Here is a 25,278-nt window from a genome sequence, read left to right on the forward strand (position 1 = left end):
CGCGCTACGCCGAACCCCGATGCCGTCTGTGGATAACTTCCGCGGCGGTTCCGGCGATTCGTGCACTCTCTTGGGCATGGACCTCGACATCGCCGGCTACAGCCTCCGCAAGAAGCTCGGGTCCGGATCGGCCGGCGCCGTCTGGCAGGTCCGCGACCTCGCGACCGGCCGCAACGCCGTACTCAAACGCATCCCGATCACCGCGATCCCCGACCAGGAGAAGTTCCGTGAGGACATCGCCATCCTGCAACGCATCCGCCACCCGCACATCGCCCGCCTCCTGGAGTTCCGCGAGACCGGCACCGACTGGCTCCTCATCACCCAGTACGTCGTAGCCGGCAGCCTGACCGCTCTCCGGACCCGCCGCGGCCCCCTCTCACCAGGCGAACTGGTGACCCTCCTCACGCCACTCGCCGAAGCCCTGGACCACCTCCACCGCTCCGGCCTGACCCACGGCAGCCTGACCCCCACCAATTCCCTCTTCGACGCCGACGGCCGCCCCGTCCTCACCGACGCAGCCCTCCACCCCGGCAGTCCAACCGACGACCTACGAGCCCTCGCCACCATCGCCCATCAAGCCGGCGGCGACCCAACCACCTTCACCCCCGACCTCTTCACCACCCACAACCTCCCCAGCCGCCTCCTCACCCTGGCCGCCCCCGAACCCATCGACCTGGCCTTCCCCGAAGACCCCACCACCCCTCCAACAACCCTGCCCGACACCATCACCACCCCACCCCACCCCCCAACCACCACCAAACCCGCCACCACCGACGACCCCCTCCAACGCTCCCGCACCCCCCTCACCCCACTCCCACCCAAACCGTCCACACCTCAACCTCCACAAGCCACCACCCCTCATCCACCCGCTCCCACCAAAGCCCTCCCGAAACCCTCCCGCCGCCGCCCCCTCCGCCGCCCCAAACTCACCCGCCGCACTCCCACTCCACCTCCCATCAACCCCCTGACCCGCCTAACCCCACCCGCCCCCTCCTCGCCCGGCCCTTCAACGCCGCCCCACCCGTCGCCCCGGCCCGACACCTCCACGCCGCCCCTTACCTCGACCCCGCCACAGGCTTGGATCCCCGCACAGGCCTGGACCCCGGCACGGACCGCGACGCCGCCCCACGTCTCGACCCCGCCTCCCACCTCCACGCCGCCCCACGCCTCGACTCCGATCGAGGCTTGGACCCCGGCAGCCGTCCAGAGCGCATTGCCCAAGCCGACCCCCGCGCTCGCCTCGACCCCCGCGCCCGCCCAGACCCCGGCGCCCGCTCAGACCCCACCACCCGATCAGAACCAGGCGCACACGCCGACCTCCGCGCTCGCCTCGAGCCCGACAGCTGCCTCCACCGCCATGGTCACGCCGACCAGACCCAACCGCCCGCGCACCCACCGCCACCCCTGGCGCCGCAGCCACGCCCTGTGGTCCCGCCTTCTATACCCAAGAACCTCACCAGAACGACGACGCTTACCTCACCCCGCGTACGGCGTACTCGCCGCAGCCGCCCTCGGAGCCGTCATCGTCCTGGTCATCGGCATAGCAACAATCGGCGCCCTGAACACCCCCACCCCAACCGCCGCGACCAACCAACCCACAACCGCAGAGGCATCGACTCAACCCAGAACCCCATCGACACCCACTCAACCCGCAACCCACCCGACACCCACCGGACCCGCGAGCGCACGCAGCCAGCCCACGGCCTCACCAACAGCCACCCAGCCGACAACCCCGCCCACACCGACCCGGCCAGCAACCCCGCCAACGCCGACCCGGCCCCCAACCTCTCAATCGCCCATCAAGCCTCCGACCACCACATCACGCACCGACGCGGCCCGATGGGCGCTCACCCTCGGAGCCCTAGATGCCCAACGCGCACACGCTTTCTGGACACTCAACCCGGACGTACTGGACAACATCTACGTCCCCGGCAGCCCACCCTGGCTCGCCGACCGCGCACTCCTTGCCTCGTACCTCAAACAAAACGTCCGCATCCAAGGCCTGCGCATCCAGATCGACAAAACCACCGTCACCCACCAAACCCCCACCACCATCACCCTCAAAACCACGGACCACCTCTCAGCCGGCCGAGCAATCGACCACACCGGCACCACAACCCCACTCCCGCCCGGCACCCCCACAACCCGCCTCATCACCCTCACCAGCACCCGAACTACCCCCACCTGGCGAATCACCACCATCACCCCAGCCTGAGCCTCTGCCCGCTACGACCGCTGTCACACCCACCCGCCACCTCGCGACCGCCACCGCTCGCGCCCGCACCCGTCACCCCGCGCACCCGCCGCTCGCGCCCGCCACCCCACGCGCCGGCCACCCCACGCGCCCGCCACCCCACGCACCTGCCACCGCTCGCGTCCGACCACGCCGGCGATCGAGGGCGTGCTGCTGATCAAGTTCGCCGCGATTGGCTTCGTCATCGCCCTTCGGGCATGTGCTTTGGGCCGTCGACGCTTGTCGTCAGCCTCAGCAGAGTCGGCTGCGCATGGCTCCTCAACAATTGGAGTCATCTGCCGCCTGAACGGTCAGCAGTTACTCGACCGAGCCTCATGTTGCCCGAGGCAACGTCCTTCAGGTTGTCCACAGCATCTGATGCTTGTGGATAGCCGACGATGCGTTGTGGATGAGCAGAACCCCTTGAAAACAAGGGGTTCTGGGTTTGAGAACTGTCGGTGGCTGTGTCTAGAGTTGACGGCATGGAACTTCTCGGCGAGCGACCGGTGTGGTCGATGAGCGGCAGCGAAAAGCTCGCGGCTCTCGACGCCCTCGAGGCCGACCTCGCCCGCCGACAGACCTACCGCCTGCACCTCATCGCCGGCCTCGACCAAGACGGCTACGCCCAGGAAATCGGCGCCCACGACACCACCCAGTTACTCGCGTTCCGCTACCGCCTGGACCGCCCCCAAGCCCGCCGCGACGTCCGCCTGGCCCAGACGCTGTCGAAGTACGCCGCCGTGTCGGCCGCCCTACCGACGCCCTACCGCGCAGCAGACAGCCCCGACAAACCGACCGACGACCCGGACGAGGCGGACGAGGCGGCCGAGGCCCACGAGGCGGACGGCGCGGGTGCGGGTGCGGCGGAGGGGTTCCTGCGCCCGGCCCAGGCCGAGGCGATCGTGACCGCGCTCGAGAAAGTCCCCGACACCGTCGCGGTCGAGGACCTCGACGTGGCCGAACGCGAACTCGTCGGCCTGGCCCGCCACCTGTCCCCGGCCGAACTACGCAAGGCCGGCCAACGCGTCCGCGACGTCCTCGACACCGACGGCCCCGAACCCGACGAACACCACGCCTACGCCCGCGAATCCCTGACCCTGATCGGCGCCGACCGGGGCGTGAAGTTCCGCGGCTACCTGGCCAACGAAAACGCCGAACTCCTCCGCTCCCTGATCCACGCCGGCGCCCGCCCCCACCGCACCCTCACCGGCGACCTCGACCCCCGCCCCCGCGACAAACGCCAAGCCGACGCCCTCACCACCGCCCTCACCCTCGCCGCCACCGCCTACGACACCGCCACCACCCCGGCCCCTACAGCCGCTGCCCGCACGGGCGGAGCCAGTACAACGGGCGCCCGCACGCCGGGTGCGGCCGGTGCTGATACGGCCGGTGCTGATACGGCGGGTGCCGGCCTGGCGGACGTGGGTGAGGCCGGCGCCGGTACGACGGGACCAGCCGGTGCCAGGGCGACTGGTGCCGGTCCGGCCGGTACCGGTAGGGCGGGCGGGGCCGGTGGGTCTGGGCGGATTCCGGGGTTCGGTGCGAAGGCGAACATCACCGTGACCATCGACCTGCAGGACCTGAAGTCGGCGGCCGCGGACGCGATCGGCGACCTCGTGTACGGCGACGGCCTGTCCGCGGCCACCATCCGGCGACTCGCCTGCGACGCGAAGATCATCCCGCTGGTGCTGGGGTCGAAGTCGGAGCCGCTGGACGTCGGGCGGGCCGAGCGGCTCGTCACCGGCGCGATGCGACGCGCCCTGAACGCCCGCGACAAAGGCTGCGTCGCCTGCGGTGCGCCGCCGGTGCAGTGCGACGCCCACCACCTGCAGTCCTGGATCGACGGCGGCGCCACCGCCGTGCACAACCTGTGCCTGCTGTGCCGCCGCCACCACGTCGACCTGCACCACGGCGACTGGACCATCACCATCACCGACGGCGAGGTCCACGTCGCCCGCCCCACCTGGGCCGACCCACCACCACAACAATCCCTCCGACCACCCCGGCAGCCCAACCCCTGCCGACCACGGCAACAGGCAGCCCAACAACCACCGCCCACCGGACCAAGCCCGACCAGTCCATCCCGCATGAGTTCGCCGCAAACGGAGCCGATCCTGTGCGGTTCATCCCACGCAGCCTCACCGCTTGCAGGACCGGCCCCGATTGGTCCATCCCGCACGGACCCGCCGAACGTCGGACCAAGCTTGTCCGGTCCATCTCGAACAGCCACAACGCACACCGGTCACGACCCATCAGGTCAGTCCTGGACGGCCTCGCCGGCTGAGCTGGGCTCTACGTCTCCATCGTCCGGGCTCGGCTCTACGACTCCATCGTCCGGGCTCGGCTTGGCGCCCGCGCCGGGCAGCGGCGCTGTATCGGATGTCCGTAGCTCGTCGGGCCCCGCCGTTCGCGGCATACGTGGAGGGATGTTGCATCGGTTGTGGCTGGCTGGCAGCGAGGTTGCTGGGGATGGGGCGCGGTTGTCGGTTCGGGAGGCGGTGAGCTTGGCCATCTGGGGTGAGGTGCCTACCCCATTAGGTGAGCCCGCGGATTCGGATGGGAGGGGGTTGGTCGGCGATCAACCAAGTGATCTCGAGGACGGGCGGCCGACGGATCCGTGGCGCGATGGTGCGGGGGTCGTTCCGTACGGCGGCCGCTGAGGAGATCAGCTGCACCGGACCGATCTCGGCGACGCCCGAAGGAGGGTCGCCACACAACACAGGGTGCCGGCCTCGGGGCTGCGTTGTAGGTCCGGGTGTGCGTAGCGGCGCGGTTCAGGCTAGGAGGTGAGGGCGGCGGAGACGGCTGTGGGGGTGGTGGGGTGGTGGAAGGTGAAGTTGTGGGATTGGAGGCGGGTGGGGAGGGCTCGTTTGCTGCCTAGGAGTTCCCACGCGAACTCGCCCAGGGCGGCCTTCATGACGAAGGCGGGGACGGGGACGAAGGCGGGGCGGTGGAGGGCTGTGGCGAGGGCTTGGGTGAAGTCGTTGTTGGTGGCGGGGACGGGGAGGGTGGCGTTGACGGGGCCGCTGAGGGCGTCGTGTTCGGCGACGAAGCGGACGGCGCGGAGCCAGTCGGTGAGGGATATGACGGGGAAGTACTGGGTGCCGGAGCCGAGGCGGCCGCCGAGACCCACGCGGAAGGGGAGTGAGAGGAGCTGGAACGCGGGAGCCTTGCGGTCGAGGACGACGCCGGTGCGGAGGGCGGCGACGCGGCTGCCGGCGGCGCGGGCGGGTTCGAGGGCGCCTTCCCACAGGCGTACGACGTCGGAGAGGAAACCGTCGCCGAGTTCGGAGTCCTCGGTGAGGATGCGGTCGCCGCAGTCGAGGCCGTAGCCGCCGACCCCGCTCTGCGTGATCACAACCGGCGGACGTTCGAGTTGCCCCGCGACGGCCGCGAGAGTTGCGGTGGTGCTGACGCGACTCTCGCGAATGAGGGTGCGGTACGTCGGAGTCCACGGGCGGCCGATGTTCGCACCGGCCAGGTTGACCAGGACGTCGGGGTCGCCGAGTGCGGCCGGATCCAGGTCGCCGCGGGCCGGGTCCCAGCGGATTTCGTCGGCGCTTGACGGCGTACGTCGTACCAGTCGGAGGACCTGGTGGCCGTCGGTCACCAGGTCGCGGGCGAGGGCTTTGCCGAGGAAGCCGGATGCGCCGGCCAGGACATACTTCATCCAGCATGCTCCTTGATCAGCCGCGTCTGTGGTGGGTCGCGCCGTGGACTGGCTGCGGTTGCAGGTATTCGGGTTCGAATGACAAGGCGCCGGTACCCGTCTCGAGCGAGACGGACACCGGCGCCGGCGTCTGGTCGGGATCAGACGTCGAACTGGGCCTCTTCGAGGCGCTGCTTGACGGCGGTCAGGTAGCGGGCCGCGTCGGCGCCGTCGACCAGGCGGTGGTCGTAGGTGAGGGCCAGGAACACCATCTGCCGGATCGCGATCGTCTCGCCGAGCTCCGGGTGGGTGATGACGACCGGGCGCTTCACGACGGCACCGGTGCCGAGCATGCCGACCTGCGGCTGGTTCAGGATCGGCGTGTCGAACAGGGCGCCGCGACTGCCGGTGTTGGTGATGGTGAACGTGCCGCCTGCCATCTCGTCCGGCAGCACCTTGTTGGTGCGGGTGCGCTCGGCGAGGTCGGCGATCTTCTTCGCCAGGCCGGCGATGTTCAGGTCGCCGGCGTTGTGCACGACCGGGACCATCAGGCCCTTCTCCACGTCCACGGCGATGCCGAGGTGCTCGGCCGCGTGGTACGTGATCTCGCCGGCCTCCTCGTCGATCGACGCGTTCAGCTTCGGGTACTGCTTCAGCGCGTCGATCGCGGCGAGCGCGAAGAACGGCAGGAAGGACAGCTTGACGCCCTCGCGGGCCTCGAACTCGGCCTTCTTCGCGTTCCGCAGCTTGGCGATCTCGGTGACGTCGACCTCGACCACGGTGGTCAGCTGGGCCGAGACCTTCAGCGAGTTGACCATGTGGCTGGCAATCGCCTTGCGGATCCGGCTCATCTTCTCGGTGGTGCCGCGCAGCGGGCTGATCGACGGAGCCTTCGCCGCGGGCGCCGCGGCGGCCGGGGCTGCGGCGGCGGGTGCGGCTGCTGCGGCCTTCTTCGCTTCGGCGGCGGCGATCACGTCCTGCTTGCGGATCCGGCCGCCGACGCCGGTGCCCTGTACGGCGTTGAGGTCAACCTGGTGCTCTGCTGCCAGCTTGCGTACGAGCGGGGTGACGTAGTTCGGGGCGTCCGACGGAGAGCCGTTCGGGGACGCGGCCGGGGGTGTGGAGGTGGACGGAGCCTGGGTTGCGGGCTGTGCCGATGCGGCCGGAGCAGCCTGGGCGGGGACGGCTTGCGCGGCCGGGGCCTGTGCCGCCGGAGCCTGTGCCGCCGGAGCCTGGGCGGGAGCCGCCTGCGGGGCCGGGGCTGCCTGGACGGGGGCGGCTTGCGGGGCCGGGGTCGGGGCGGCGGGCTGGGCTTCGGCGGGGGCCGAAGCGGCGGGTGCCGCGGGGGCGGAAGAGGCGGCCGGGGCGGCGTCGGCGGTGCCTACGATGGCTAGTTCGGCGCCTACCTCAACGGTCTCGTCTTCGGCGACCTTGATTTCGAGGAGCTTGCCGGCGATGGGGGACGGGATCTCGGTGTCGACCTTGTCGGTGGAGACCTCGAGGAGGGGCTCGTCGACGGCTACGTCGTCGCCTACCTGCTTGAGCCAGCGGGTGACGGTTCCTTCGGTGACGCTCTCGCCGAGGGCGGGAAGGGTGACCGAGGTGCCACCGGACGCGGGTGCCGAAGGAGAGTCGGAGGGGGCCTGGTCAGCTGGGGCGGGCGCGGAGTTGGCCGGGGCGGCCTGGGTCTCTGCGGCGGGAGCCTCCTGCGCCGGCGCTTGCTGGGCGGGAGCCTCCTGCGCCGGCGCTTGCTGGGCGGGGGCGGCCTGTGCGGCTGGAGCTTCCTGAGCAGGGGCGGCATGTGCGGCCGGCGCTTCCTGAGCGGGAGCGGCCTGTGCGGCGGCGGGCTGCTCTGCCGGGGCGTCCTGGGCGGGGGCGGAGGATTCGCCGGCGTCGCCGATGAGGGCCAGTTCGGCGCCGACCTCGACGGTCTCGTCCTCGGCGGCCTTGATCTCCAGCAGGGTGCCGGCGACCGGGGACGGGATCTCGGTGTCGACCTTGTCGGTCGAGACCTCCAGCAGGGGCTCGTCGACGGCAACCGTGTCGCCGACCTGCTTGAGCCAGCGGGTGACGGTTCCTTCGGTGACGCTCTCCCCGAGGGCCGGCAGGGATACAGAGGTCGGCATGACGGTCGTTGCTCCTTCGTCTGATCGGTCGAGTGTCAGCCTACGGTGCCGCCGGAGCGGGCGGGATCCGGGTCACGGCGCCCGCACGCCCCCAACGGCCTCAAACCTACTCGGGCGGCCCACAACCCGCCCAAGCGTCCAAGGACAGGTCACCTGACCGACTGCCTACTGCGCGGCACTCAGAGCGCACCGAGGCACTCCGCCGAGCACCTGCTCGCTACGGCAGCCGGTCATGCGACCTGTCCTAATCGTGGAAGTGCAGTGGTTTCCCGGCCAGGGCGAGGTGGGCTTCGCCGAGGGCTTCGTTCTGGGTGGGGTGGGCGTGGATGAGGGGTGCGACGTCGGCCGGGTAGGCCTCCCAGTTGTAGATCAGCTGGGCTTCGCCGATCAGTTCGCCGACGCGCGAGCCGACCATGTGCAGGCCGACGACGGCGCCGTCCTTGGCGCGGACCAGCTTGACGAAGCCGGACGTCTTGAGGATCTGGCTCTTGCCGTTGCCGCCGAGGTTGTAGTTGAGGATCTCGACGTCGCCGTACTTCGCCCGGGCCTGCTCCTCGGTCAGACCGACCGACGCCACCTCCGGCTCGGAGTAGGTGACGCGCGGGATGCCGGCCTCGTCGATCGGGGTTGGCGAAAGGCCGGCGATGTGCTCGGCAACGAAGATGCCCTGCTGGAACCCGCGGTGCGCGAGCTGCAGCCCCGGCACGATGTCGCCGACCGCGTACACCCCGGGCACGCTGGTCTGCAGCGTCGCGTCCACGGTGACGAACCCGCGGTCGAGCGCTACGCCGACCTCCTCGTAGCCCAACCCGGAGGTGTTCGGGCCACGGCCGACGGCGACCAGCAGCAGCTCGGCCTCGATCACCTCACCACCGGCGATCGTCACGCGCACACCGGAATCCGTCACCGCGACGGACTCGAACGGCGTACCCGTCTTGAAAGCGACCTTCCGCTTCCGGAACGCCCGCTCCAGCGCCTTCGAACAGTCCGCGTCCTCGGCCGGGACGAGCCGCGGCAGCGCCTCGACGATGGTCACGGCAGTGCCGAAGGACGTCCACGCGCTGGCGAACTCGACCCCGATCACCCCGCCACCCAGCACGACGGCGGATTCCGGGACACGGTCCAGCGTCAACGCGTGCTCGCTGGCGATCACCCGATGCCCGTCGAGTTCGAGGCCAGGCAGGGAACGGGAGTAGGAGCCGGACGCAAGGATGATGTTGCGGCCGGTGTACGTCGTGTCGCCGACCTGGACCGTGGTCGGCGAGGTCAGCCGCCCCTCGCCCTCGATCACGGTGATACCGCGGGCCTTGACCTGGCCCAGCAGACCCTTGAACAGCCGGTCGACGACGCTGTCCTTGTACTTGTTCACGCCACCCATGTCGACGCCCTCGAGCGTCGTACGGACGCCGAACTGCTCGCCCCCACGGGCCGAGTCGGCCACCTCCGCGGCGTGCAGGAGTGCCTTGGTCGGGATGCAGCCGCGGTGCAGGCAGGTGCCGCCGACCTTGTCCTTCTCCACCAGGGCGACGGACAGCCCGAGGGTCGCAGCGCGCACGCCGGCGGCGTAGCCACCGCTGCCGCCACCGAGAATCACCAGGTCGAACGTCGTACCGCTATCAGTCACAGGTTCCTCCGTGGGTGTCGGTCGGGCGGCCCCGGATCGCGGTTCCTGCCCGCCGTCATCTTTCCACCGATCCCCATCGGCGCCACCGCCGGGCCGGGCACGCCGACGACGGAACCGTTACGCCCGCTTTCGCCCGGGGACTTGCCGGGATAGGGGACACTTACCTCATGAAGTGGTTCGGTCGCCGGCAGAAGGCCGGAACGATGCGCCGGTCGGACACCCCCGATCAGGCGCACCTGCGGGAGTTCGCCCAGACCCGCCAGGGCGTCGAGGGATTCGTCGAGCCGCGGACGGCGGTGACCGAGTACACCTTGCTGCTGGTAGCCATCGACGGCGAGTGGACCCGGCGCCGGGTCCCGTCCGTGCGGTGGGCGCACGACTTCGCCAACCGGCTCGGCATCCCGTCGTACGACGCGGCCGTGGTCGGCTACCCGCCCCGGATGCGTGAGTACAACGCCCGCATGAAGAAGAACGGCCGCGCGTAGCAGCGATCCAAAGGATGGGCACGCCCGCCCGGACCGTCGCGACACCTGGTCGCACGCCGGCAGGACGTGCTCTCATCCTCCACGGCGCCCCAGCCGGAGACCGACCACCGTGATCACGCACGCCACCACGATGTACGCATGCGCCGGCGCCGGAAAGATGGAGGAATCGATGAGCCAGGCACTGCAGTTCATCCTGCCGCACGGCCGTGAGCGGACGATCCCGGTCCGCAACGCCCTCAACGCCGGGTACGCCGGTGTCCTGCTGACGCCCGCTTGCGACCGACACCGACCGGGCACTCGAGGCGCACTGCGTTGCCTGGAGCAAGCAATCCGCACCGGACCTGCTGGGCGACGTCGCCTGGCCCCTCGCGGAGATCGAAGACGACCGGTTCACCGTGTACACGGTCGAGCAGCTCGCAGCGGCCTGGGACTGACGTGAAGGAAGAGAAGGAGTTCTTCCCCGCCCGCAGCGTGGCGTGGACCGATGGAGGCGCCGGGATCACCCAGCGAGTGCTGAGCCAGGATGCCGACGGCACTCTGACCCGGCTGGCCCGCTGGACTCCCGGTACGACGTCGGGCACCGAGGTGATCCGGCACGAGTACGTCGAAGAGGTCTATCTGCTCGAGGGTTCGCTGACCGATCTCACCCTCGAGCAGACCTTCCACCCCGGCGACTACGCCTGCCGGCCGCCCGGGATGCCGCACGGTCCGTACCGCACGACCGACGGCTGCACCATGCTCGAGATCCGCTACTCAGGTCGCTGACGCGGCCAGCTCGATCAGCGTGCGTACGGCGTACCCCGTGCCACCGGCCGGGGTGTAGCCGGACGCGCCGCCCTCGTTGAAGGCCGGGCCGGCCACGTCCAGGTGCACCCAGTCGATGCCGTCGGCAACGAAGTCGCCGAGGAACGCGGCCGCGGCCAGCGCGCCGCCCCACGGCTCGCCGGTGATGTTGGCCAGGTCGGCGACCTTCGAGTGCGACTTCAGCTTGTCCAGCATCTCGGCCGGGATCGGCAGCGGCCACATCGACTCACCGGCCGCGATCGCGGCGTCCACGACCCGGTCCCGGGCCGCGTCGGTGTTCGCGAACGCACCTGCCACTTTGGTGCCCAGGGCAACGACGCAGGCGCCGGTCAGGGTGGCCACGTCGACGATCAGGTCCGGCTGGTCCTCGGACGCGCGGACCAGCGCGTCGCCGAGCACGAGCCGGCCCTCGGCGTCGGTGTTCAGCACCTCGACGGTCTTGCCGCCGTACATGGTCAGGACGTCGGACGGCCGCGCCGCGGATCCGGACGGCATGTTCTCGGCCATCGCGGCGTACGTCGTGACCTGGACCGGCAACCCGAGCCGGGCGATCGCGATGGTCGCGCCGAGCACCGCGGCGGCGCCGGCCATGTCGGCCTTCATGCTCACCATGCCGGTGGACGTCTTCAGGGAGAGACCGCCCGAGTCGAAGGTGATGCCCTTGCCGACGAAGGCCAGATGGGTGACCGGCTTCTTCGGGGTGTAGCTGATCCGGATCAGCCGCGGTGGGTTGGCCGATCCCTGGCCGACGCCGAGGATGCCGCCGTACCCGCCCTTGACCAGCGCCTTCTCGTCCAGCACCTCGACCTTGACGCCGTACTCCTTGCCGAGCTTCACAGCCGAGGCGGCGAAGTCGACCGGGTTCAGGTCCGAGGGCGGGGTGTTCACCCAGTCGCGCACCTGGGCGACCGCGTCGGCGGTCACCTCGGCCCGCTCCAGGGCGGCCTTGGCGTCCTTGTTCCGGGCCAGGTCGGTCAGCACGGTGAGGTTGCCGGGCGCCTCGGTGGTGCCCTCCGCGGACTTGTACGCCGTGAACGTGTAACGACCGAGCAGCGCGCCCTCGGCGATCGCGCGGACGCATTCGGCATCCGGCGCCGGCAGTGCGAACGCGACCGACTGCGAGGTCTTCGCGGCCCGGACACCGGCGCCGGCCGCCTTGCGCAGGTCCTCGGTCTTCAACGCACCGTCGGGCGCCTCGCCCAGACCGACCGCGATCAGGGTCGCCGACTTGCCCGGCTTCGCACCGGGCACCTTGGTCACCTCCCCGGTCTTACCGGTGGCGCCGAGGCCGGACAGCACCTCCACCAACTTCCCGCCGTACGCGGCGTTCAGCGCCTCGGTGCCGGCCGGCAGGGTGACGGCGCCGCCGAGTTTGACCACGCCGATGACTACGGCGTCGGTCTTGACGCCGGCGGCATCTGACTTGCTCAGGGTGATGGTGGTCACGAAATCCTCAGTCCTCCTTGACCGGCGAGGCAGATGGCCGGCCGTGACGGTACGTGAATGCTGCCTCCGCATGCTACGCGTCAGGTAGTTTCCCCTCCATGACCGAGTCGCCTGATCTGAAGAAGTCGCCGCTGCACGAGCGCCATGTCGCGCTCGGCGCCAAGTTCGCCGAGTTCGGCGGCTGGGAGATGCCACTGGAGTACTCCGGCGTCGTCGCCGAACACACCGCGGTCCGTACGTCGGTCGGCGTCTTCGACGTGAGTCACCTGGGCAAGGCGACCGTCAAGGGTCCGGGTGCGGCGGCGTACGTGAACTCGTGCCTGACCAACGACCTCGGCAAGATCGCTCCGGGCCAGGCGCAGTACACATTGTGCTGCAACGAGCGCGGGGGAGTGGTCGACGACCTGATCGCCTACCTGCACGCCGACGACGACGTGTTCCTGATCCCGAACGCGGCGAACACCGCAGAGGTGGTCCGGCTGTTGCAGGCCGACGCGCCCGACGGCGTCGTGGTGACCAACACCCACGACGACTACGCGATCCTCGCGGTGCAGGGCACCAACAGCGACGAGGTGGTGGGCGCGATCGGCCTGCCGACCGGGCACGACTACATGTCGTTCGCGACGGCCGACTTCGCCGGTACGCCGGTCGTCGTGTGCCGGACCGGATACACGGGCGAGCGCGGGTACGAGCTCGTCGTACCGAACGAGGGCGCGGTCGGTGTGTTCGACGCGTTGCTGGCGGCCGGTGCAGCGTATGACATCGTCCCGGCCGGGCTGGGTGCGCGAGACACGCTGCGGACCGAGATGGGGTATCCGCTGCACGGTCAGGACATCTCTCCGGACATCACGCCGGTGCAGGCGCGGTCCGGATGGGCCGTGGGCTGGAAGAAGGAGCACTTCTGGGGTGACGCGGCGCTGCGCGCCGAGAAGGAACGTGGGCCGGCCAGGATCCTGCGAGGCCTGCGTGCGGCCGGCCGTGGCATCCCGCGGCCGCACATGACCGTTCTCGACCAGTCCGGGACCGCACTCGGCGAGGTCACGTCCGGCACCTTCTCACCGACGCTGAAGAAGGGCATCGCGCTCGCACTGCTCGACGCGACGGTGAAGGAGGGCGACCAGGTCTCCGTCGACATCCGCGGCCGGCAGGAGCCGTTCGACGTCGTCAAGCCGCCCTTCGTCACCGTCCACGTCCGCGAAGGCTGAACCCAGGTCACCCCAGTAAGAGGCCCGAGCCGGCGGAAGCCTGGCTCGGGCCTCTTACTGCGCGTATACCTATGACATCGGGCAGCACAGAGGCTTCTGGGACTCGACCCTCATCACACTCGGTAATGCTCCACGAAGAGTAGCTTTTCGTCACAGACTGTCAAAAGCTGGCACAAAATGGTCGCTGGCTGGACTGTGCCGACGCGTTTTGCGAAGGATTGATCGCAAAGGGTGACAGATCGGGGCAAATGTTCCGTTCCAGTACCCGTTCCGGTAACGATTTGTGCACTGGTGCCGAGCACCGCTGGCTTGGTGTCACAGTGTCAGGCAGGCTTGCCCGCGGTTGAGGCGGATCGGCCTGTCAAGGGGATTTGACGAGAGCCCACCACAGAACGAAGCTTCGGCACGATATCCACCGATATGTGCCGGATCCACGGACAGAATTCCGGCTGACAGAGCTGACGGAGCGCGAATGAGTATTGGGTCACCTGACTCGACCGTAGGGATCGAGGACCACCCGGCGTCGGCGGAACCGGTTCGTTCGGCAACCATGGCGCACGGCAAGTCCCCGACACGGATCGCGGTCGACCGGCTTCGTAAGGACAAGGTCGCCGTGACCTGCGTGTGCATCGTGCTGTTCTTCGTGCTGATCGCGATCTTCGCGCCGCTGCTGGCCAAGCTCGAGGGCGGCGACGTCCAGACCTTCCACCCGGAGCTGGTCGACGAGTTCGGCTTCCCGACCATCGGCATCACGCCCGATCACTGGTTCGGAGTGGAGCCCAAGACCGGCCGGGACAACTTCGCCCGCTGGGTCTTCGGGGCCCGGCCGTCGCTGATCGTCGCGTTCGTGGCCACCATCTTCGGCACCACGGTCGGTGTCGTGATGGGCCTGCTGGCCGGATTCCTCGGCGGCTGGGTCGACCGGGTCATCTCCTGGTTCATCGACTTCGTGCTGAGCCTTCCGTACCTGCTCTTCGCCATCGCGATGGTCCCGATCGTCGAGTCGTGGCAGGGTGGCAGCTTCAACATGACCCCGGAGCAACAGGCCAGCACCCGGTTCTACGTGCTGATCTTCGTGCTGTCGTTCTTCGGCTGGGCCGGACTGGCGCGCATCATCCGCGGCGAGGTGCTGTCACTGCGTGAACGTGAGTTCGTCCTGGCCGCCAAGGCGATCGGTGTGTCGACCCGGCGGATCCTGTTCAAGGAATTGCTGCCGAACCTGGTCGCCCCGATTGTGATCTCGGCGTCCCTCGCGCTGCCGGCGTATGTGACCGCGGAAGCGGGGCTGTCCTTCCTCGGCGTGGGCCTGATCGAGCCCCGGCCGTCGTGGGGCCAGACGATCGCCAGCGCGACGAACTGGTTCAAGGCCGACCCGCTGTACCTGTGGCTTCCGGTCGCTGCGATCACCATCCTGGTGCTCGCGCTCGCCCTCCTCGGCGACGCGATCCGCGACGCCTTCGACCCCAAGACTCGCCGGTAGTACGGCGATTGCCCCAGCGGCAGAAAAGGAGAAACCCGACCATGCAGTGGAAACGGATCACCGCAGTCGCGGCGACGGTCATGTTGGCCGCCGTAGCCTGCGGCAGCCCGTCCTCGAACAGCGGTAAGGCCAACGAGTCGAACGGGCCGGCCGCCGGCACCCAGACGAAGGTAACTGACGAAGCCGCGAAGGGCCCGGCTGCGGATGTCGCCGGGGCCAAGAAGGGTGGCACGGCGACGATCCTGTCGGACGTGACGCCGGACACCTTCGACCCGACGAACACGTACTACGTCGACGGTTTCCAGATCGAGAAGCTGTACTTCCGGGCGCTGACCCAGTACCGGCTCGACGGCCCCGACCACAAGCCCGTCCTGGTGCCTGACCTGGCCGAGGACCTGGGCAAGGTGTCGGACGACAAGCTGACCTGGACCTTCAAGCTGAAGCCGGGCATCAAGTACTCCGACGGTACGCCGGTCAAGGCCGAGGACTACGCGTACTCGATCAAGCGGTCCTTCGCGCACGATCTGTACGACGCCGGACCGGCGTACCAGATCCAGTTCTTCAAGGACGGCGACAAGTACAAGGGCCCGTACGGCCCGAACGGTGACGTGTACGCCGGTGTCGAGACGCCGGACGACACGACGCTGGTCATTCACCTGGCCAAGCCGTTCCCGGACATGCCGTTCTTCGCGGCGTTCACGATGTTCACGCCGATCCCGAAGGCGAAGGACACCAAGCAGAACTACGAGCAGAAGCCGCTGTCGACCGGTCCGTACATGGTCGACTCGTACAACCCGGGCACCGAGCTCAAGCTGGTCAAGAACCCGAACTGGGACCCGGCCACCGACGCGGTGCGCCACCAGTACCTGGACGGCTACGACTTCAAGTTCGGCCTGGACACCTTGAAGATCCAGCGGCAGATCCTGGCCAGCTCCGGCCCGGATGCGAGTGCGCTGACCTACAGCAACATCGACTCGACGCTGGTACCTGAGCTGACCGACCAGAACAAGTCCCAGCTCATCGAGGGCGACACTCCGTGCAACCGGATGGTCCCGATGGACACCCGGAAGATCCCGCTGCCGGTCCGCAAGGCCGTTGCGGCCGCGTACCCGTACGACACCGAGCGCAAGGTCGCGGGCTGGACCTCGCTGGCCGAGCCGGCAGCCTCGACGTACATGTCGCCGTCGGTTCCGGGCTGGGAGAACTACGAGCTCCCGGGCCTGAACGGCAAGGGTGACGGTGACCCGGTCAAGGCCAAGCAGATGCTGACGGACGCGAACGCGGTCGGCTTCGAGCTGTCTTGGTACTACTCGAACGACGACAAGATCGCGACGCAGCGCAGCCAGGTCCGCCAGCAGAAGCTCGAGGCGGCTGGATTCAAGGTCAAGGCGATCGGCGTGCCGAAGGCCCAGATCCGTACCGTCACCGGTGACCAGAACGCTCCGGTGAACATGCTGAAGGCTCCGACCGGTTGGTGCTCCGACTGGCCGAGCGGCTCCTCCTGGGCCCCGGTGCTGTTCCGTTCCGACGCGATCGCCCTGGGCAACAGCGTCGGCCAGCTCGAGGACAAGGCGCTGGACGCGGAGATCGACAAGGTCTCGAACATGGACCCGAACGAGGCCCTGAAGTCCAAGGCCTGGATCAACCTCGACAAGAAGATCATGCAGGACTACCTGCCGGCTCTTCCGCAGTACCAGTCGCGGTCGGCGTTCCTGGTCGGTACCAACATCGGCAACGCGATCAACGACCCGACACAGGGCATGCCCGAATTCACCTCGCTGTTCCTGAAGCAGCCCTGATCGGTACCAGTGACCGGACAGCCATGAGGCGTCCGTTCTGATCGCAGGGTAGGTGGCCGGACCGGTAAACGGTCCGGCCACCGCCAGCGATCGGTGAGGAGAATCCCGTGTTGCACTTCCTGGCGCGTCGCATTGTGAGCGCCCTCTCCGTCGTGCTCGTCACCCTCGTCGCGACGTTCGCGCTGTTCTTCGTCGCGCCCACCGACCCCGCGGGCGCGATCTGCGGTCAGCGCAACTGTCCCCAGGAGCGATACCTGGAGATCAAGAAGAACCTGAACCTGGACAAGCCGAAGGTGACCCAGTTCGCCGACTACATGAAGGGCATCGTGGTCGGCCGGACCTACACGACGGCCGGCGTCGATCGCGAGTGCCCCGCACCGTGCCTCGGCTTCTCCTTCAAGAACGACCGCCCCGTCCTGCAGATGCTGGCTCAGCGCGTACCGGTGACGGTCTCGCTGGTCGCCGGTGCTGCGCTCATCATGCTGCCGGTCGGCGTCGCGATAGGTTCGATGGCGGCCAAACGAAGAGGGACGACCGGCGACCGCGGGTTGGTGACCACGTCGCTGGTGATCAGCTCGATCCCGTACTACATCGTCGCTCTGATGGTCGCCCTGTACCTCACCATCTTCTACGCGGTGCTACCGCGTGGTAGCTGGACGCCATTCTTCGAGAATCCCGCCCAGTGGTTCGTCGGGTTGCTGACGCCATGGCTGTGTCTCGGCCTGGTCAACACGACGCAGTACGTGCGGTACTCGCGAGGCTCGATGGTCGAGACACTCAACGAGGACTTCATCCGGACCGCGCGGGCCAAGGGCCTGTCGGACCGGAAGGTCACCTACAAACACGCTCTCCGCGCCGGACTCATCCCTGTCATCACGATCTTCGGACTGGATGTCGCCGGCATGCTCGCCGGCGCGATCTTCACCGAGCGCATCTTCGACCTGCCGGGCCTGGGCAACCTGGTGCTGGAAAGCCTGAACAACTACGACCTGCCCGTGATCATGGGGACCGTCCTGGTGGCCTCGATCTTCCTGGTGGCGGCCAACCTGGTTGTCGATATCGTGTATAGCGTGATCGACCCGCGGGTGAGGCTCACGTGACCATACCCGCCCCTGAAGACCGGAAGGACACCATGGTCGAGAGTGCAGACGGCCAGCCGGAGGCTGCGGCCGCTGAGAAGCGGGGTCCTTCGATCGCGACCCGCGAGAAGCGCCACGGTGTGATCAACCCGAGCGGCGAGACGCCGTACCTGGTGGTCGAGGACCTGACGGTCAAGTTCCCGACCGCGGACGGTGTGGTCAGCGCGGTGAACGGGTTGAGTTATGCGGTCCCGCTGGGCCGGACGCTGGCGATCGTCGGCGAGTCCGGATCCGGCAAGTCGGTGTCCAGCATGGCCGTGATGGGCCTGCACGACCGCAAGCGCACGCAGATCACCGGGTCGATCCGGCTCGGCGGTGACGAGATCGTCGGGTTGCCGGAGAGCGACCTGATGAAGGTCCGCGGCGACGCGATGGCGATGGTGTTCCAGGACCCGCAGTCCTCGCTGCACCCGCTGTACACGGTCGGCAACCAGATCGTCGAGGCGTACCGGGTGCACCACAAGGTGTCCAAGGACGCGGCCAAGAAGCGGGCCCTGGAGATGCTCGACCTGGTCGGCATCCCGAACCCGGCCCGCCGGTTCGCGCAGTACCCGCACGAGTTCTCCGGCGGTATGCGGCAGCGTGCGATGATCGCGATGAGCCTGGTCAACGACCCGAAGCTGGTGATCGCCGACGAGCCGACCACCGCGCTGGACGTGACCGTGCAGGCGCAGATCCTCGACCTGCTGAACAACCTGCAGAAGGAGTTCGGCTCCGCGATCGTGATGATCACGCACGACCTGGGCGTGGTAGCCGAGATGGCCGACGACGTGCTGGTGATGTACGGCGGCCGCTGCGTCGAGTACGGCACCGCCGAGGACGTGCTGGCCAACCCGCGGATGCCGTACACGTGGGGTCTGCTCGAGTCGATCCCGACGGTGTCGGCGGCGAGTGAGCGGCTGCGTCCGATCAAGGGCCTGCCGCCGAGCCTGCTGGCCCTGCCGAGCGGTTGCTCCTTCAACCCGCGCTGTCCGTACGTGGACCGGGTGAAGGGCGAGCGCTGCACGACCGAACTGCCGGAGCTGATGCCGGTGGACGGCGCCGGTGCCCACACGTCCCGTTGTCACCTGCACGACAAGGCCGCGATCTACGCCGCCGAGGTCCTGCCGAGACTGAGCTGACAGGGGCTGAGGAGAGAGATGAGCGACAACGTGCGCAAGGTCGACAGCGTTCCGGCGTCCGGCGGTGCGGGGACCCCGCTGCTGGAGATCCGGGACCTGAAGATGCACTTCCCGATCAAGGAAGCGACCGGTCTGTCCCGGACCAAGAAGGTCGTCCAGGCCGTCGACGGCGTGAGCTTCAAGCTGGAGGCGGGCGGCAGCCTGGGCCTGGTCGGCGAGTCCGGCTGTGGCAAGTCGACCACCGGCCGGATGATCACCCGGCTGCTGACCCCGACGTCGGGGCAGATCCTGTTCAAGGGCACCGACATCGCGCAGCTGAAGGAGAAGGACCTTCGCCCGTTCCGCCGGCAGCTGCAGATCGTCTTCCAGGACCCCTACAGCTCGCTGAACCCGCGGCAGACGGTCAGCAACATCATCAGTACGCCGCTGCGCGTGCACAACCTGGTGAAGAAGGGCAAGGAGGTCGAGCGGGTCCAGGAGTTGCTGGAGCGGGTCGGCCTGAACCCCGAGCACCACAACCGCTACCCGAACGAGTTCTCCGGCGGTCAGCGCCAGCGCATCGGCATCGCCCGGGCGCTCGCGGTGGAGCCCGAGGTGATCATCGCCGACGAGCCGGTGTCCGCACTCGACGTGTCCATCCAGGCCCAGGTGATGAACCTGCTGGAGGACCTGCGCCACGACCTCGGTATCGCGTTCGTCTTCATCGCCCACGACCTCGGCGTAGTCCGGCACTTCTGTGACCGGGTCGCGGTGATGTACCTGGGCAAGATCGTCGAGCAGGGTCAGCGGGACCAGATCTACAACGCACCGCAGCACCCGTACACCCAGGCGCTGCTGTCGGCTGCTCCGGACCTGGGCACCATTCGTGGTGTGCCGCCGAAGGAGCGGATCCGGCTGGTCGGCGACGTACCCTCGCCGATCGACCCGCCGAGCGGCTGCCGGTTCCGGACCCGCTGCTGGAAGGCCGAAGACATCTGCTCCACCCAGGAGCCGTTGCTGGAGATCAAGCCGCAGTCCGGCGCCGGCCACACGGCCGCCTGCCACTTCGCGGAGCCGAAGGTCGACCTGACCGCCGCCACCGCCTGAGACACCTGATCGGCCCCCGCCACCGCGTGGCGGGGGCCTTTCTCATGCGTGCCGTTCGCCGTGCCGCAGTTCGTCCCGCTCCCGAGCGAACCGCACCGACTCGAACACGATCAGACCGGTCAACAGACCAGCCAGTACGGCGAGCTGCCCGAGCGCAGGTGGAACGGTGGGCTCCCGCCTGGTCAGGGTCAGTCGCAAGCCCACCGGCTCTTGTCTTTTACGCCCGGCCGTGGGCCTGCCGGCTGCGGCGGCTGAGGGAGTCGATGGTGACGGCGATCAGCAGGACGCCGGCGGTGACCATGTAGCGAATGCTCGAGTCGAGGCTCAACAGCGCGAGGCCGTTGGAGATCGACATGATCACGAAGGCACCGAGGAGGGCGGAGTACGCCGACCCACGGCCACCGAACAGGCTGGTACCACCGATGACGGCAGCGGCGATCGCGTTCAGGTTGGTGTCGGTGCCACCGCTGCTCTGGCTGACCGCTCCCAGCCTGGCGGCCGCGAGAATGCCGCCGACCGCGGCGAACGTCGAACAGGCCGCGAACACGGACAGGTAGATCATCCGCACGTTGATACCGGCCCGACGGGCGGCTTCTACGTTGCCACCGACCGCGACGACCGAGCGGCCCCAACTGGTCCGCCGGACCGCGAGATCCGTGGCGACGACCAGTCCCAGGAACAGCAGGAACATCGACGACACCCCACGGTTGCCGTTCAGGATCAGGACCGGCACGAACAGCCCGACGGCCAGCGCGCCGGCCTTGATCGCGATCATCGAGGGCGGTGCCGCCGACAACCCGGCGGCGATCCGGGCGCCTCGGCCGCGCAGCCGGGTCAGCACATACAGCGCGACAACCACCACGATCAGTCCGTAGGACAGCGCGGGGGAGAGGAAGCTGCGGGTGGCGAATCGGACCAGCGCGGAATCGAACGGCAGGTTCAGCGTGCCTTCCTTACCGAGCACCAGGAGTTGGAGACCGAGGAAACCGAGCAGACCGGCCAGAGTGATGACGAAACTCGGTACGCCGAAGCGCGTGTAGAGCGCGCCGTAGAACAACCCGATCACCAGCCCGAGGGCGACGCTGACCACCAGCGACAGCACCAGCGGCCAGCTCTGGTTGACGAAAGTGACTGCGAGCACGCTGGCGGACAGACCGCTGACCGAGCCGACCGACAGGTCGATCTCGCCGAGCAGCAGGACCAGAACGATGCCGAGGGCAATCACTCCGATCCAGCTGGTCTGCAGGGTCAGGTTGACCAGGTTGCGACTGGACAGGAACGAGCTGTTGGCGATCTGGAAGACCGCCCAGATGATGATCAGGCCGATCGCCACCGGCACCGAGCCAAGGTCACCCGAGCGCAGCCGTGCGATGAAGGCCGAGACGGCGCCGCTGATGCCGTGGCTGGCGATCAGCCGCTCGTCCTGGAGATCGGCCGGCAGCTGGTCGGCGCCGCTGGCGTCGACGGCCGGATCGGCGGCGCCCGCCGTACCGGACTTCGTTGTCGATGGGGTGTCGTCCTGGGGGCGGGTGCCGGATCCTCGCAGGCTCATGATGCGGAGCCCTCCTCCCGGCTCCGGCGCGCGGCGCGCTCGGAGACCGCGTTGTCGGTCGCGCCGGTGATGGCCGCGATGATGTCCTGCGTCTTGGTGTCGGTGACCATGAAGACGCCGTTGTTGCGGCCGAGGCGGAGGACGGCGACCCGGTCGGCGACCGCCATCACGTCGGCCATGTTGTGGCTGATCAGGATCACGGCGAGGCCGCGTTCGCGCAGTCGTTCGACCAGGTTGAGCACCTCGGCGGTCTGAGCCACGCCGAGCGCCGCGGTCGGTTCGTCCAGCATCACGACCTTGGGCTGGCCGAGCAGGCTGCGCGCGATCGCGACGGTCTGCCGCTGGCCGCCGGACAGGCTCGCGACCGGGATCCGGACCGACGGGATCTTCGCGGACAGCTGGCGGAGCAGCTCCCAGGACGAGCGCTCCATCTCGACCTCGTCGAGCAGGCTGCCCTTGCGGAGCTCGCGGCCGAGGTAGAGGTTGGCGACCACGTCCAGGTTGTCGCAGAGCGCCAGGTCCTGGAACACCGTCGCGATGCCGAGCTGCTGTGCCTCGGCCGGACTGCTGACCCGCACCTCCTGGCCGTCGAACACCATCGTCCCGTCGTCGGCGGTGTAGACCCCTGCGATCGTCTTCACCAGCGTCGACTTCCCGGCGCCGTTGTCGCCAACCAGCGCGAGGACTTCACCGGCCCGGACGTCCAGCTCGATGTTCTTCAGGGCCTGTACCGCGCCGAAACGCTTGGAAACCCCTCGCAGCGTCAGCACCGTACCGGTACCGACGTCGAGGGATGTCGGGGTAACAGTCACTCGATCAGCCTCCTGGGCTTCGCTTCAGGCCATGATCGCGGCGATCCGTCCCGCGGGACAGGGCGACGCGGCAACAAATCCGGACAGGGCTTCGTGGACCGGCCCGGTGTTGCCCCGCACCTCACTGCGGGGCAACACCGAAGGGGCGGTCAGTTGCTGGTCAGGCCGGCAGCGGTGCAGGCGGCGGCGAACGACGCGGTGCAGATGTCGCTCACCTTGTAGATGCCGTCCTTCACCACGGTGTCCTTGATGTTGGCCTTGGTCACGGCGACCGGGTCGAGGATCGTCGACGGGATGCCGCTCTTCTCGGTGGTGGACTCGGGCTTGCCGCCGTTCGCCAGCGCGACCGCGCCCTTCGCGGCGGCCTCGGCCTGCGGCTTGACGGCCTTGTAGATCGTCATCGCCTGGTCGCCGGCGACGATCCGCTGGATCGCGGCCAGCTCCGAGTCCTGCCCGGTGACCGGCGGCAGCGGCGTCACGCCACCGCCCTTCAGCGCTGCGATCGCGCCACCCGCGGTCCCGTCGTTGGCGGCGTACACCCCGACCAGGCCGTTCTTGATCGCGCTGAGCTGGCCCTCCATCCAGGCCTGGGCCTTGTCCGGGCTCCAGTCCGGGGTGTCGAACTCGGCCGCGACCTTGAAGCCACTGGAGTCGAGCACGCTGTGCGCGCCCTTCTTGAAGTCCGCCGCGTTCGGGTCGGTCGGGGCGCCATTGATCATGGCGAGGTTGCCGGACGTCTTGCCGGCCGCCTTCAGCGTGTCGACCAGGGTCTGCGCCTGCAGCTTGCCGACCGCCTCGTTCTCGAACGAGACGTAGTAGTTGGCGCCGTCGATGAACCGGTCGTACGCGATTACCGGGACGTTCTGGCTCTTGGCGGAGGCGACGACCGCGGCGGCGGCCTTGCCGTCGACCGGGTCGAGGACGAGCACGTTCGCGCCCTGGGTCAGAGCCGCTTCAGCCTGCTGTTGCTGCTTCGCCGCGTCCTGGTCGGCGTTGCTGTAGATCAGCTCGCAGTCCGCACAGGCCGCCTTGAGCGCCTCGGTGAACAGCGGCCGGTCGAGCGCTTCGTAGCGGGTCGTCTTCGACTCGGGCAGCAGCAGGGCGATCTTCTTCGCGCCGCCCGAACTGCCGGAGTCGCCGTTGTCCGAGCCGCAGGCCACCAACGAGACGGCCAGGGCCGAGACGGCGATGCCGAGGCCGACGAGACGGGATGGTGACACGGACATATGGCGGCTCCTTGACGTGAAGGCCCGAGTAGGCCTGCCCCGAAGTCAAGCGTCCGCGCGCCTTGTCGTCAAGACTTGAATTCAAGAAATAGACATATTGGCGTTACATGATCGACGATGACGCAGCGACTTCGGCGTACGGCGTCCTCCGAAGTCGTGCTGTGGGATTGCTCAGGAGGTGGTGCTGAGCGATTTCGTGGCCTGGGTGTGGCTCAGGACCGAGGCCAGGTGGATAGCGCCGATGATGTCGGCGTCATCGCCGAGCTCGGCCCGGCGGAGCTCGACGGTGGCGGCGGCACTGGGGATGGCGCAGCGGTCGAGGGCCTCGCGGAGCGGGTCCAGGATCAGGTCGCCGGCTTCGGCCATCAGGCCGCCGACGACGATGACCTCGGGGTTGAGCAGGTTCACCAGGCCGGCCACCGCGACGCCGACCCGGCGGCCGGCATCCTCGATCACGCGGCGGCAGCCGAGGTCACCGGCCAGAGCGCGGGTGACGATGTCCTTGAGCCGGAGCGGGCCGTGTGACGCCGCGAGGCTGTTGATCAGCGCCCGGGAGCCGACGAACGTGTCCAGGCAGCCGCGGTTGCCGCAGCGGCAGATCGGCCCGTTCTCGTCGATCGTGACGTGCCCGATCTCGCCCGCCGTGCCGGCCGAGCCGCGGAACACCTCGCCACCCAGCACGATCCCGGCGCCGACGCCGTACGAGAACTTCAGGTAGCAGCCGTGCTGAACGCCGCGGAGCGCGCCGTTGCGTAGTTCGCCGAGCGCGGCCAGGTTCGCGGTGTTGTCGAGCGCGACCGGGGCGCGGAGATAGCCGGCCATCGCCTCGGCGACGTTGACGCCGCGCCAGCCGGGCAGGACCGCGTCGGAGCCGGCCTCACCGCTGACCGAGTCGACCGGGGCGGGCAGGCCGAAGCCGATCCCGGCGATGTCCTCGACGTCCGAGCTGACGGTCTCGGCGAGGTCGGCGAGCAGCCGGGCGGCGCGTTCCATCCCGTCGTCGGCGACGTGGTCGGCCTGCAACGGCATCAGTTGCTGGGCGAGGATCTCGCTGGACTGGTTCGCGATCGCGACCCGGACGTCGCGCTCGCCGAATGCGACGCCGGCCAGCAGGCCGCCGCCGGAGGCCAGCGAGACGAGGACGGCGCGGCGGCCGTTGCGGATGCTGCGGGACAGGCCGACCATGCCGGCCTGGTCGAGTTCGCGGACCATGTTCGACACGGTGGCGGCGGACAGGCCGGAGGCGGCGGCGATCTCGACCTGGGTCAGCGGGCCGTGCTGGCGGACGACTCCGAGAACGCGCGCACGGTTGGCTTCGCGCAGCGAAGCCTGTGATCCCGGCGCCGGGTGGGTTGCGTTCATTACATAAAGATAACGGATCGCGGGGCGTAAGCCGCCGCACACCGGTCGTGAACCACCAACATCATCATTCGCCCTCGCCGTCACTACCCCACTTCACCGTCCATCCGTGACAGTAATGCACCCGTCACC

At 68.8% G+C, this 25,278-nt stretch carries 19 protein-coding genes and 1 pseudogene; 11 read left to right on the plus strand and 9 right to left on the minus strand.

What is annotated here, in order from left to right:
- Positions 1 to 76: 76 nt before the first annotated feature.
- Both OG555_RS28420 and OG555_RS28425 read left to right on the plus strand, forming a co-directional pair.
- Positions 77 to 2,215: a protein kinase domain-containing protein gene (locus OG555_RS28420; RefSeq protein ID WP_329475606.1), complete on the plus strand. Its 2,139-nt coding sequence runs from the start codon at positions 77 to 79 to the stop codon at positions 2,213 to 2,215.
- A gap of 500 nt (positions 2,216 to 2,715) precedes the next feature.
- Positions 2,716 to 4,893, plus strand: a complete 2,178-nt coding sequence (locus tag OG555_RS28425) for an HNH endonuclease signature motif containing protein (protein WP_329475607.1) — start codon at positions 2,716 to 2,718, stop codon at positions 4,891 to 4,893.
- Positions 4,894 to 5,012: 119 nt separating this feature from the next.
- On the opposite strand, the gene OG555_RS28430 is transcribed toward OG555_RS28425, so the two are convergent.
- The 3 genes from OG555_RS28430 to lpdA form a co-directional block, all read right to left on the minus strand.
- Positions 5,013 to 5,903, minus strand: coding sequence for a TIGR01777 family oxidoreductase (locus OG555_RS28430; RefSeq protein ID WP_329475608.1), 891 nt, complete (start codon positions 5,901 to 5,903; stop codon positions 5,013 to 5,015).
- 140 nt (positions 5,904 to 6,043) lie between these two features.
- Positions 6,044 to 8,008: a 2-oxoglutarate dehydrogenase, E2 component, dihydrolipoamide succinyltransferase gene (gene sucB / locus OG555_RS28435; protein WP_329475609.1), complete on the minus strand. Its 1,965-nt coding sequence runs from the start codon at positions 8,006 to 8,008 to the stop codon at positions 6,044 to 6,046.
- Between the two features lie 244 nt (positions 8,009 to 8,252).
- The gene (lpdA, locus tag OG555_RS28440) at positions 8,253 to 9,632 is read right to left on the minus strand and encodes a dihydrolipoyl dehydrogenase (protein WP_329475610.1); all 1,380 of its coding nucleotides are present in this window, start codon (positions 9,630 to 9,632) and stop codon (positions 8,253 to 8,255) included.
- A 167-nt stretch (positions 9,633 to 9,799) separates the two neighbouring features.
- Here lpdA and OG555_RS28445 point away from each other — a divergent pair, with 167 nt between their 5' ends.
- The 3 genes and pseudogenes from OG555_RS28445 to OG555_RS28450 all read left to right on the plus strand — a co-directional run bounded on the left by OG555_RS28445 (position 9,800) and on the right by OG555_RS28450 (position 10,882).
- A complete protein-coding gene (locus OG555_RS28445; protein WP_329475611.1) occupies positions 9,800 to 10,117 on the plus strand; it encodes a hypothetical protein in 318 nt (105 codons plus the stop codon).
- Between the two features lie 332 nt (positions 10,118 to 10,449).
- Positions 10,450 to 10,551 (plus strand): annotated as a pseudogene (locus tag OG555_RS42980) (hypothetical protein); the annotation flags it as partial.
- Position 10,552: 1 nt separating this feature from the next.
- Complete coding sequence (locus OG555_RS28450) at positions 10,553 to 10,882, plus strand: cupin domain-containing protein (RefSeq protein ID WP_329475612.1); 330 nt, start codon at positions 10,553 to 10,555, stop codon at positions 10,880 to 10,882.
- On the opposite strand, the gene OG555_RS28455 is transcribed toward OG555_RS28450, so the two are convergent.
- Positions 10,871 to 12,367: a leucyl aminopeptidase gene (locus OG555_RS28455; RefSeq protein WP_329475613.1), complete on the minus strand. Its 1,497-nt coding sequence runs from the start codon at positions 12,365 to 12,367 to the stop codon at positions 10,871 to 10,873. The genes OG555_RS28450 and OG555_RS28455 overlap by 12 nt on opposite strands.
- 98 nt (positions 12,368 to 12,465) lie before the next feature.
- Between OG555_RS28455 and gcvT the strand changes: the two genes are divergently transcribed.
- From gcvT to OG555_RS28485, 6 genes are all read left to right on the plus strand, one after another.
- Positions 12,466 to 13,572, plus strand: a complete 1,107-nt coding sequence (gcvT, locus tag OG555_RS28460) for a glycine cleavage system aminomethyltransferase GcvT (RefSeq protein ID WP_329475614.1) — start codon at positions 12,466 to 12,468, stop codon at positions 13,570 to 13,572.
- 472 nt (positions 13,573 to 14,044) lie between these two features.
- On the plus strand, positions 14,045 to 15,052 hold the full coding sequence (locus OG555_RS28465) for an ABC transporter permease (protein WP_329475615.1): 1,008 nt from the start codon (positions 14,045 to 14,047) through the stop codon (positions 15,050 to 15,052).
- Between the two features lie 41 nt (positions 15,053 to 15,093).
- Positions 15,094 to 16,851, plus strand: coding sequence for an ABC transporter substrate-binding protein (locus OG555_RS28470; protein WP_329475616.1), 1,758 nt, complete (start codon positions 15,094 to 15,096; stop codon positions 16,849 to 16,851).
- A gap of 107 nt (positions 16,852 to 16,958) precedes the next feature.
- A complete protein-coding gene (locus OG555_RS28475; RefSeq protein ID WP_329475617.1) occupies positions 16,959 to 17,951 on the plus strand; it encodes an ABC transporter permease in 993 nt (330 codons plus the stop codon).
- 32 nt (positions 17,952 to 17,983) lie between these two features.
- The gene (locus OG555_RS28480) at positions 17,984 to 19,111 is read left to right on the plus strand and encodes an ABC transporter ATP-binding protein (protein WP_329475618.1); all 1,128 of its coding nucleotides are present in this window, start codon (positions 17,984 to 17,986) and stop codon (positions 19,109 to 19,111) included.
- Between the two features lie 18 nt (positions 19,112 to 19,129).
- Entirely contained in the window at positions 19,130 to 20,197 is a 1,068-nt protein-coding gene (locus tag OG555_RS28485; protein WP_329475619.1) for an ABC transporter ATP-binding protein, read from the plus strand.
- Positions 20,198 to 20,239: 42 nt separating this feature from the next.
- Here the strand turns inward: OG555_RS28485 and OG555_RS28490 are convergent, their stop codons facing one another.
- The 5 genes from OG555_RS28490 to OG555_RS28510 all read right to left on the minus strand — a co-directional run bounded on the left by OG555_RS28490 (position 20,240) and on the right by OG555_RS28510 (position 25,149).
- Positions 20,240 to 20,401: a hypothetical protein gene (locus OG555_RS28490; RefSeq protein WP_329475620.1), complete on the minus strand. Its 162-nt coding sequence runs from the start codon at positions 20,399 to 20,401 to the stop codon at positions 20,240 to 20,242.
- 13 nt (positions 20,402 to 20,414) lie between these two features.
- Positions 20,415 to 21,749, minus strand: a complete 1,335-nt coding sequence (locus OG555_RS28495; protein WP_329475621.1) for a sugar ABC transporter permease — start codon at positions 21,747 to 21,749, stop codon at positions 20,415 to 20,417.
- Positions 21,746 to 22,561 carry an ATP-binding cassette domain-containing protein gene (locus tag OG555_RS28500; protein WP_329475622.1) on the minus strand — a complete coding sequence of 272 codons (816 nt, stop codon included), beginning with the start codon at positions 22,559 to 22,561 and terminating at the stop codon, positions 21,746 to 21,748. Before OG555_RS28500 ends, OG555_RS28495 begins: the two co-directional genes overlap by 4 nt.
- Before the next feature lie 149 nt (positions 22,562 to 22,710).
- A complete protein-coding gene (locus tag OG555_RS28505; protein ID WP_329475623.1) occupies positions 22,711 to 23,787 on the minus strand; it encodes a substrate-binding domain-containing protein in 1,077 nt (358 codons plus the stop codon).
- A gap of 171 nt (positions 23,788 to 23,958) precedes the next feature.
- Positions 23,959 to 25,149, minus strand: coding sequence for an ROK family transcriptional regulator (locus OG555_RS28510; protein ID WP_329475624.1), 1,191 nt, complete (start codon positions 25,147 to 25,149; stop codon positions 23,959 to 23,961).
- Positions 25,150 to 25,278: the final 129 nt, after the last annotated feature.

Source organism: Kribbella sp. NBC_01484 (assembly GCF_036227145.1).
Taxonomy (GTDB): Bacteria; Actinomycetota; Actinomycetes; order Propionibacteriales; family Kribbellaceae; genus Kribbella.

Excerpts from the sequence above, each read along its gene's own strand:
- OG555_RS28420 (WP_329475606.1), top strand. The coding sequence starts at position 77 with ATGGACCTCGACATCGCCGGCTACAGCCTCCGCAAGAAGCTCGGGTCC.
- OG555_RS28425 (WP_329475607.1), top strand. The coding sequence starts at position 2,716 with ATGGAACTTCTCGGCGAGCGACCGGTGTGGTCGATGAGCGGCAGCGAA.
- OG555_RS28430 (WP_329475608.1), bottom strand. The coding sequence starts at position 5,903 with ATGAAGTATGTCCTGGCCGGCGCATCCGGCTTCCTCGGCAAAGCCCTC.
- sucB (WP_329475609.1), bottom strand. The coding sequence starts at position 8,008 with ATGCCGACCTCTGTATCCCTGCCGGCCCTCGGGGAGAGCGTCACCGAA.
- OG555_RS28445 (WP_329475611.1), top strand. The coding sequence starts at position 9,800 with ATGAAGTGGTTCGGTCGCCGGCAGAAGGCCGGAACGATGCGCCGGTCG.
- gcvT (WP_329475614.1), top strand. The coding sequence starts at position 12,466 with ATGACCGAGTCGCCTGATCTGAAGAAGTCGCCGCTGCACGAGCGCCAT.
- OG555_RS28465 (WP_329475615.1), top strand. The coding sequence starts at position 14,045 with ATGAGTATTGGGTCACCTGACTCGACCGTAGGGATCGAGGACCACCCG.
- OG555_RS28470 (WP_329475616.1), top strand. The coding sequence starts at position 15,094 with ATGCAGTGGAAACGGATCACCGCAGTCGCGGCGACGGTCATGTTGGCC.
- OG555_RS28480 (WP_329475618.1), top strand. The coding sequence starts at position 17,984 with ATGGTCGAGAGTGCAGACGGCCAGCCGGAGGCTGCGGCCGCTGAGAAG.
- OG555_RS28485 (WP_329475619.1), top strand. The coding sequence starts at position 19,130 with ATGAGCGACAACGTGCGCAAGGTCGACAGCGTTCCGGCGTCCGGCGGT.
- OG555_RS28495 (WP_329475621.1), bottom strand. The coding sequence starts at position 21,749 with ATGAGCCTGCGAGGATCCGGCACCCGCCCCCAGGACGACACCCCATCG.
- OG555_RS28505 (WP_329475623.1), bottom strand. The coding sequence starts at position 23,787 with ATGTCCGTGTCACCATCCCGTCTCGTCGGCCTCGGCATCGCCGTCTCG.
- OG555_RS28510 (WP_329475624.1), bottom strand. The coding sequence starts at position 25,149 with ATGAACGCAACCCACCCGGCGCCGGGATCACAGGCTTCGCTGCGCGAA.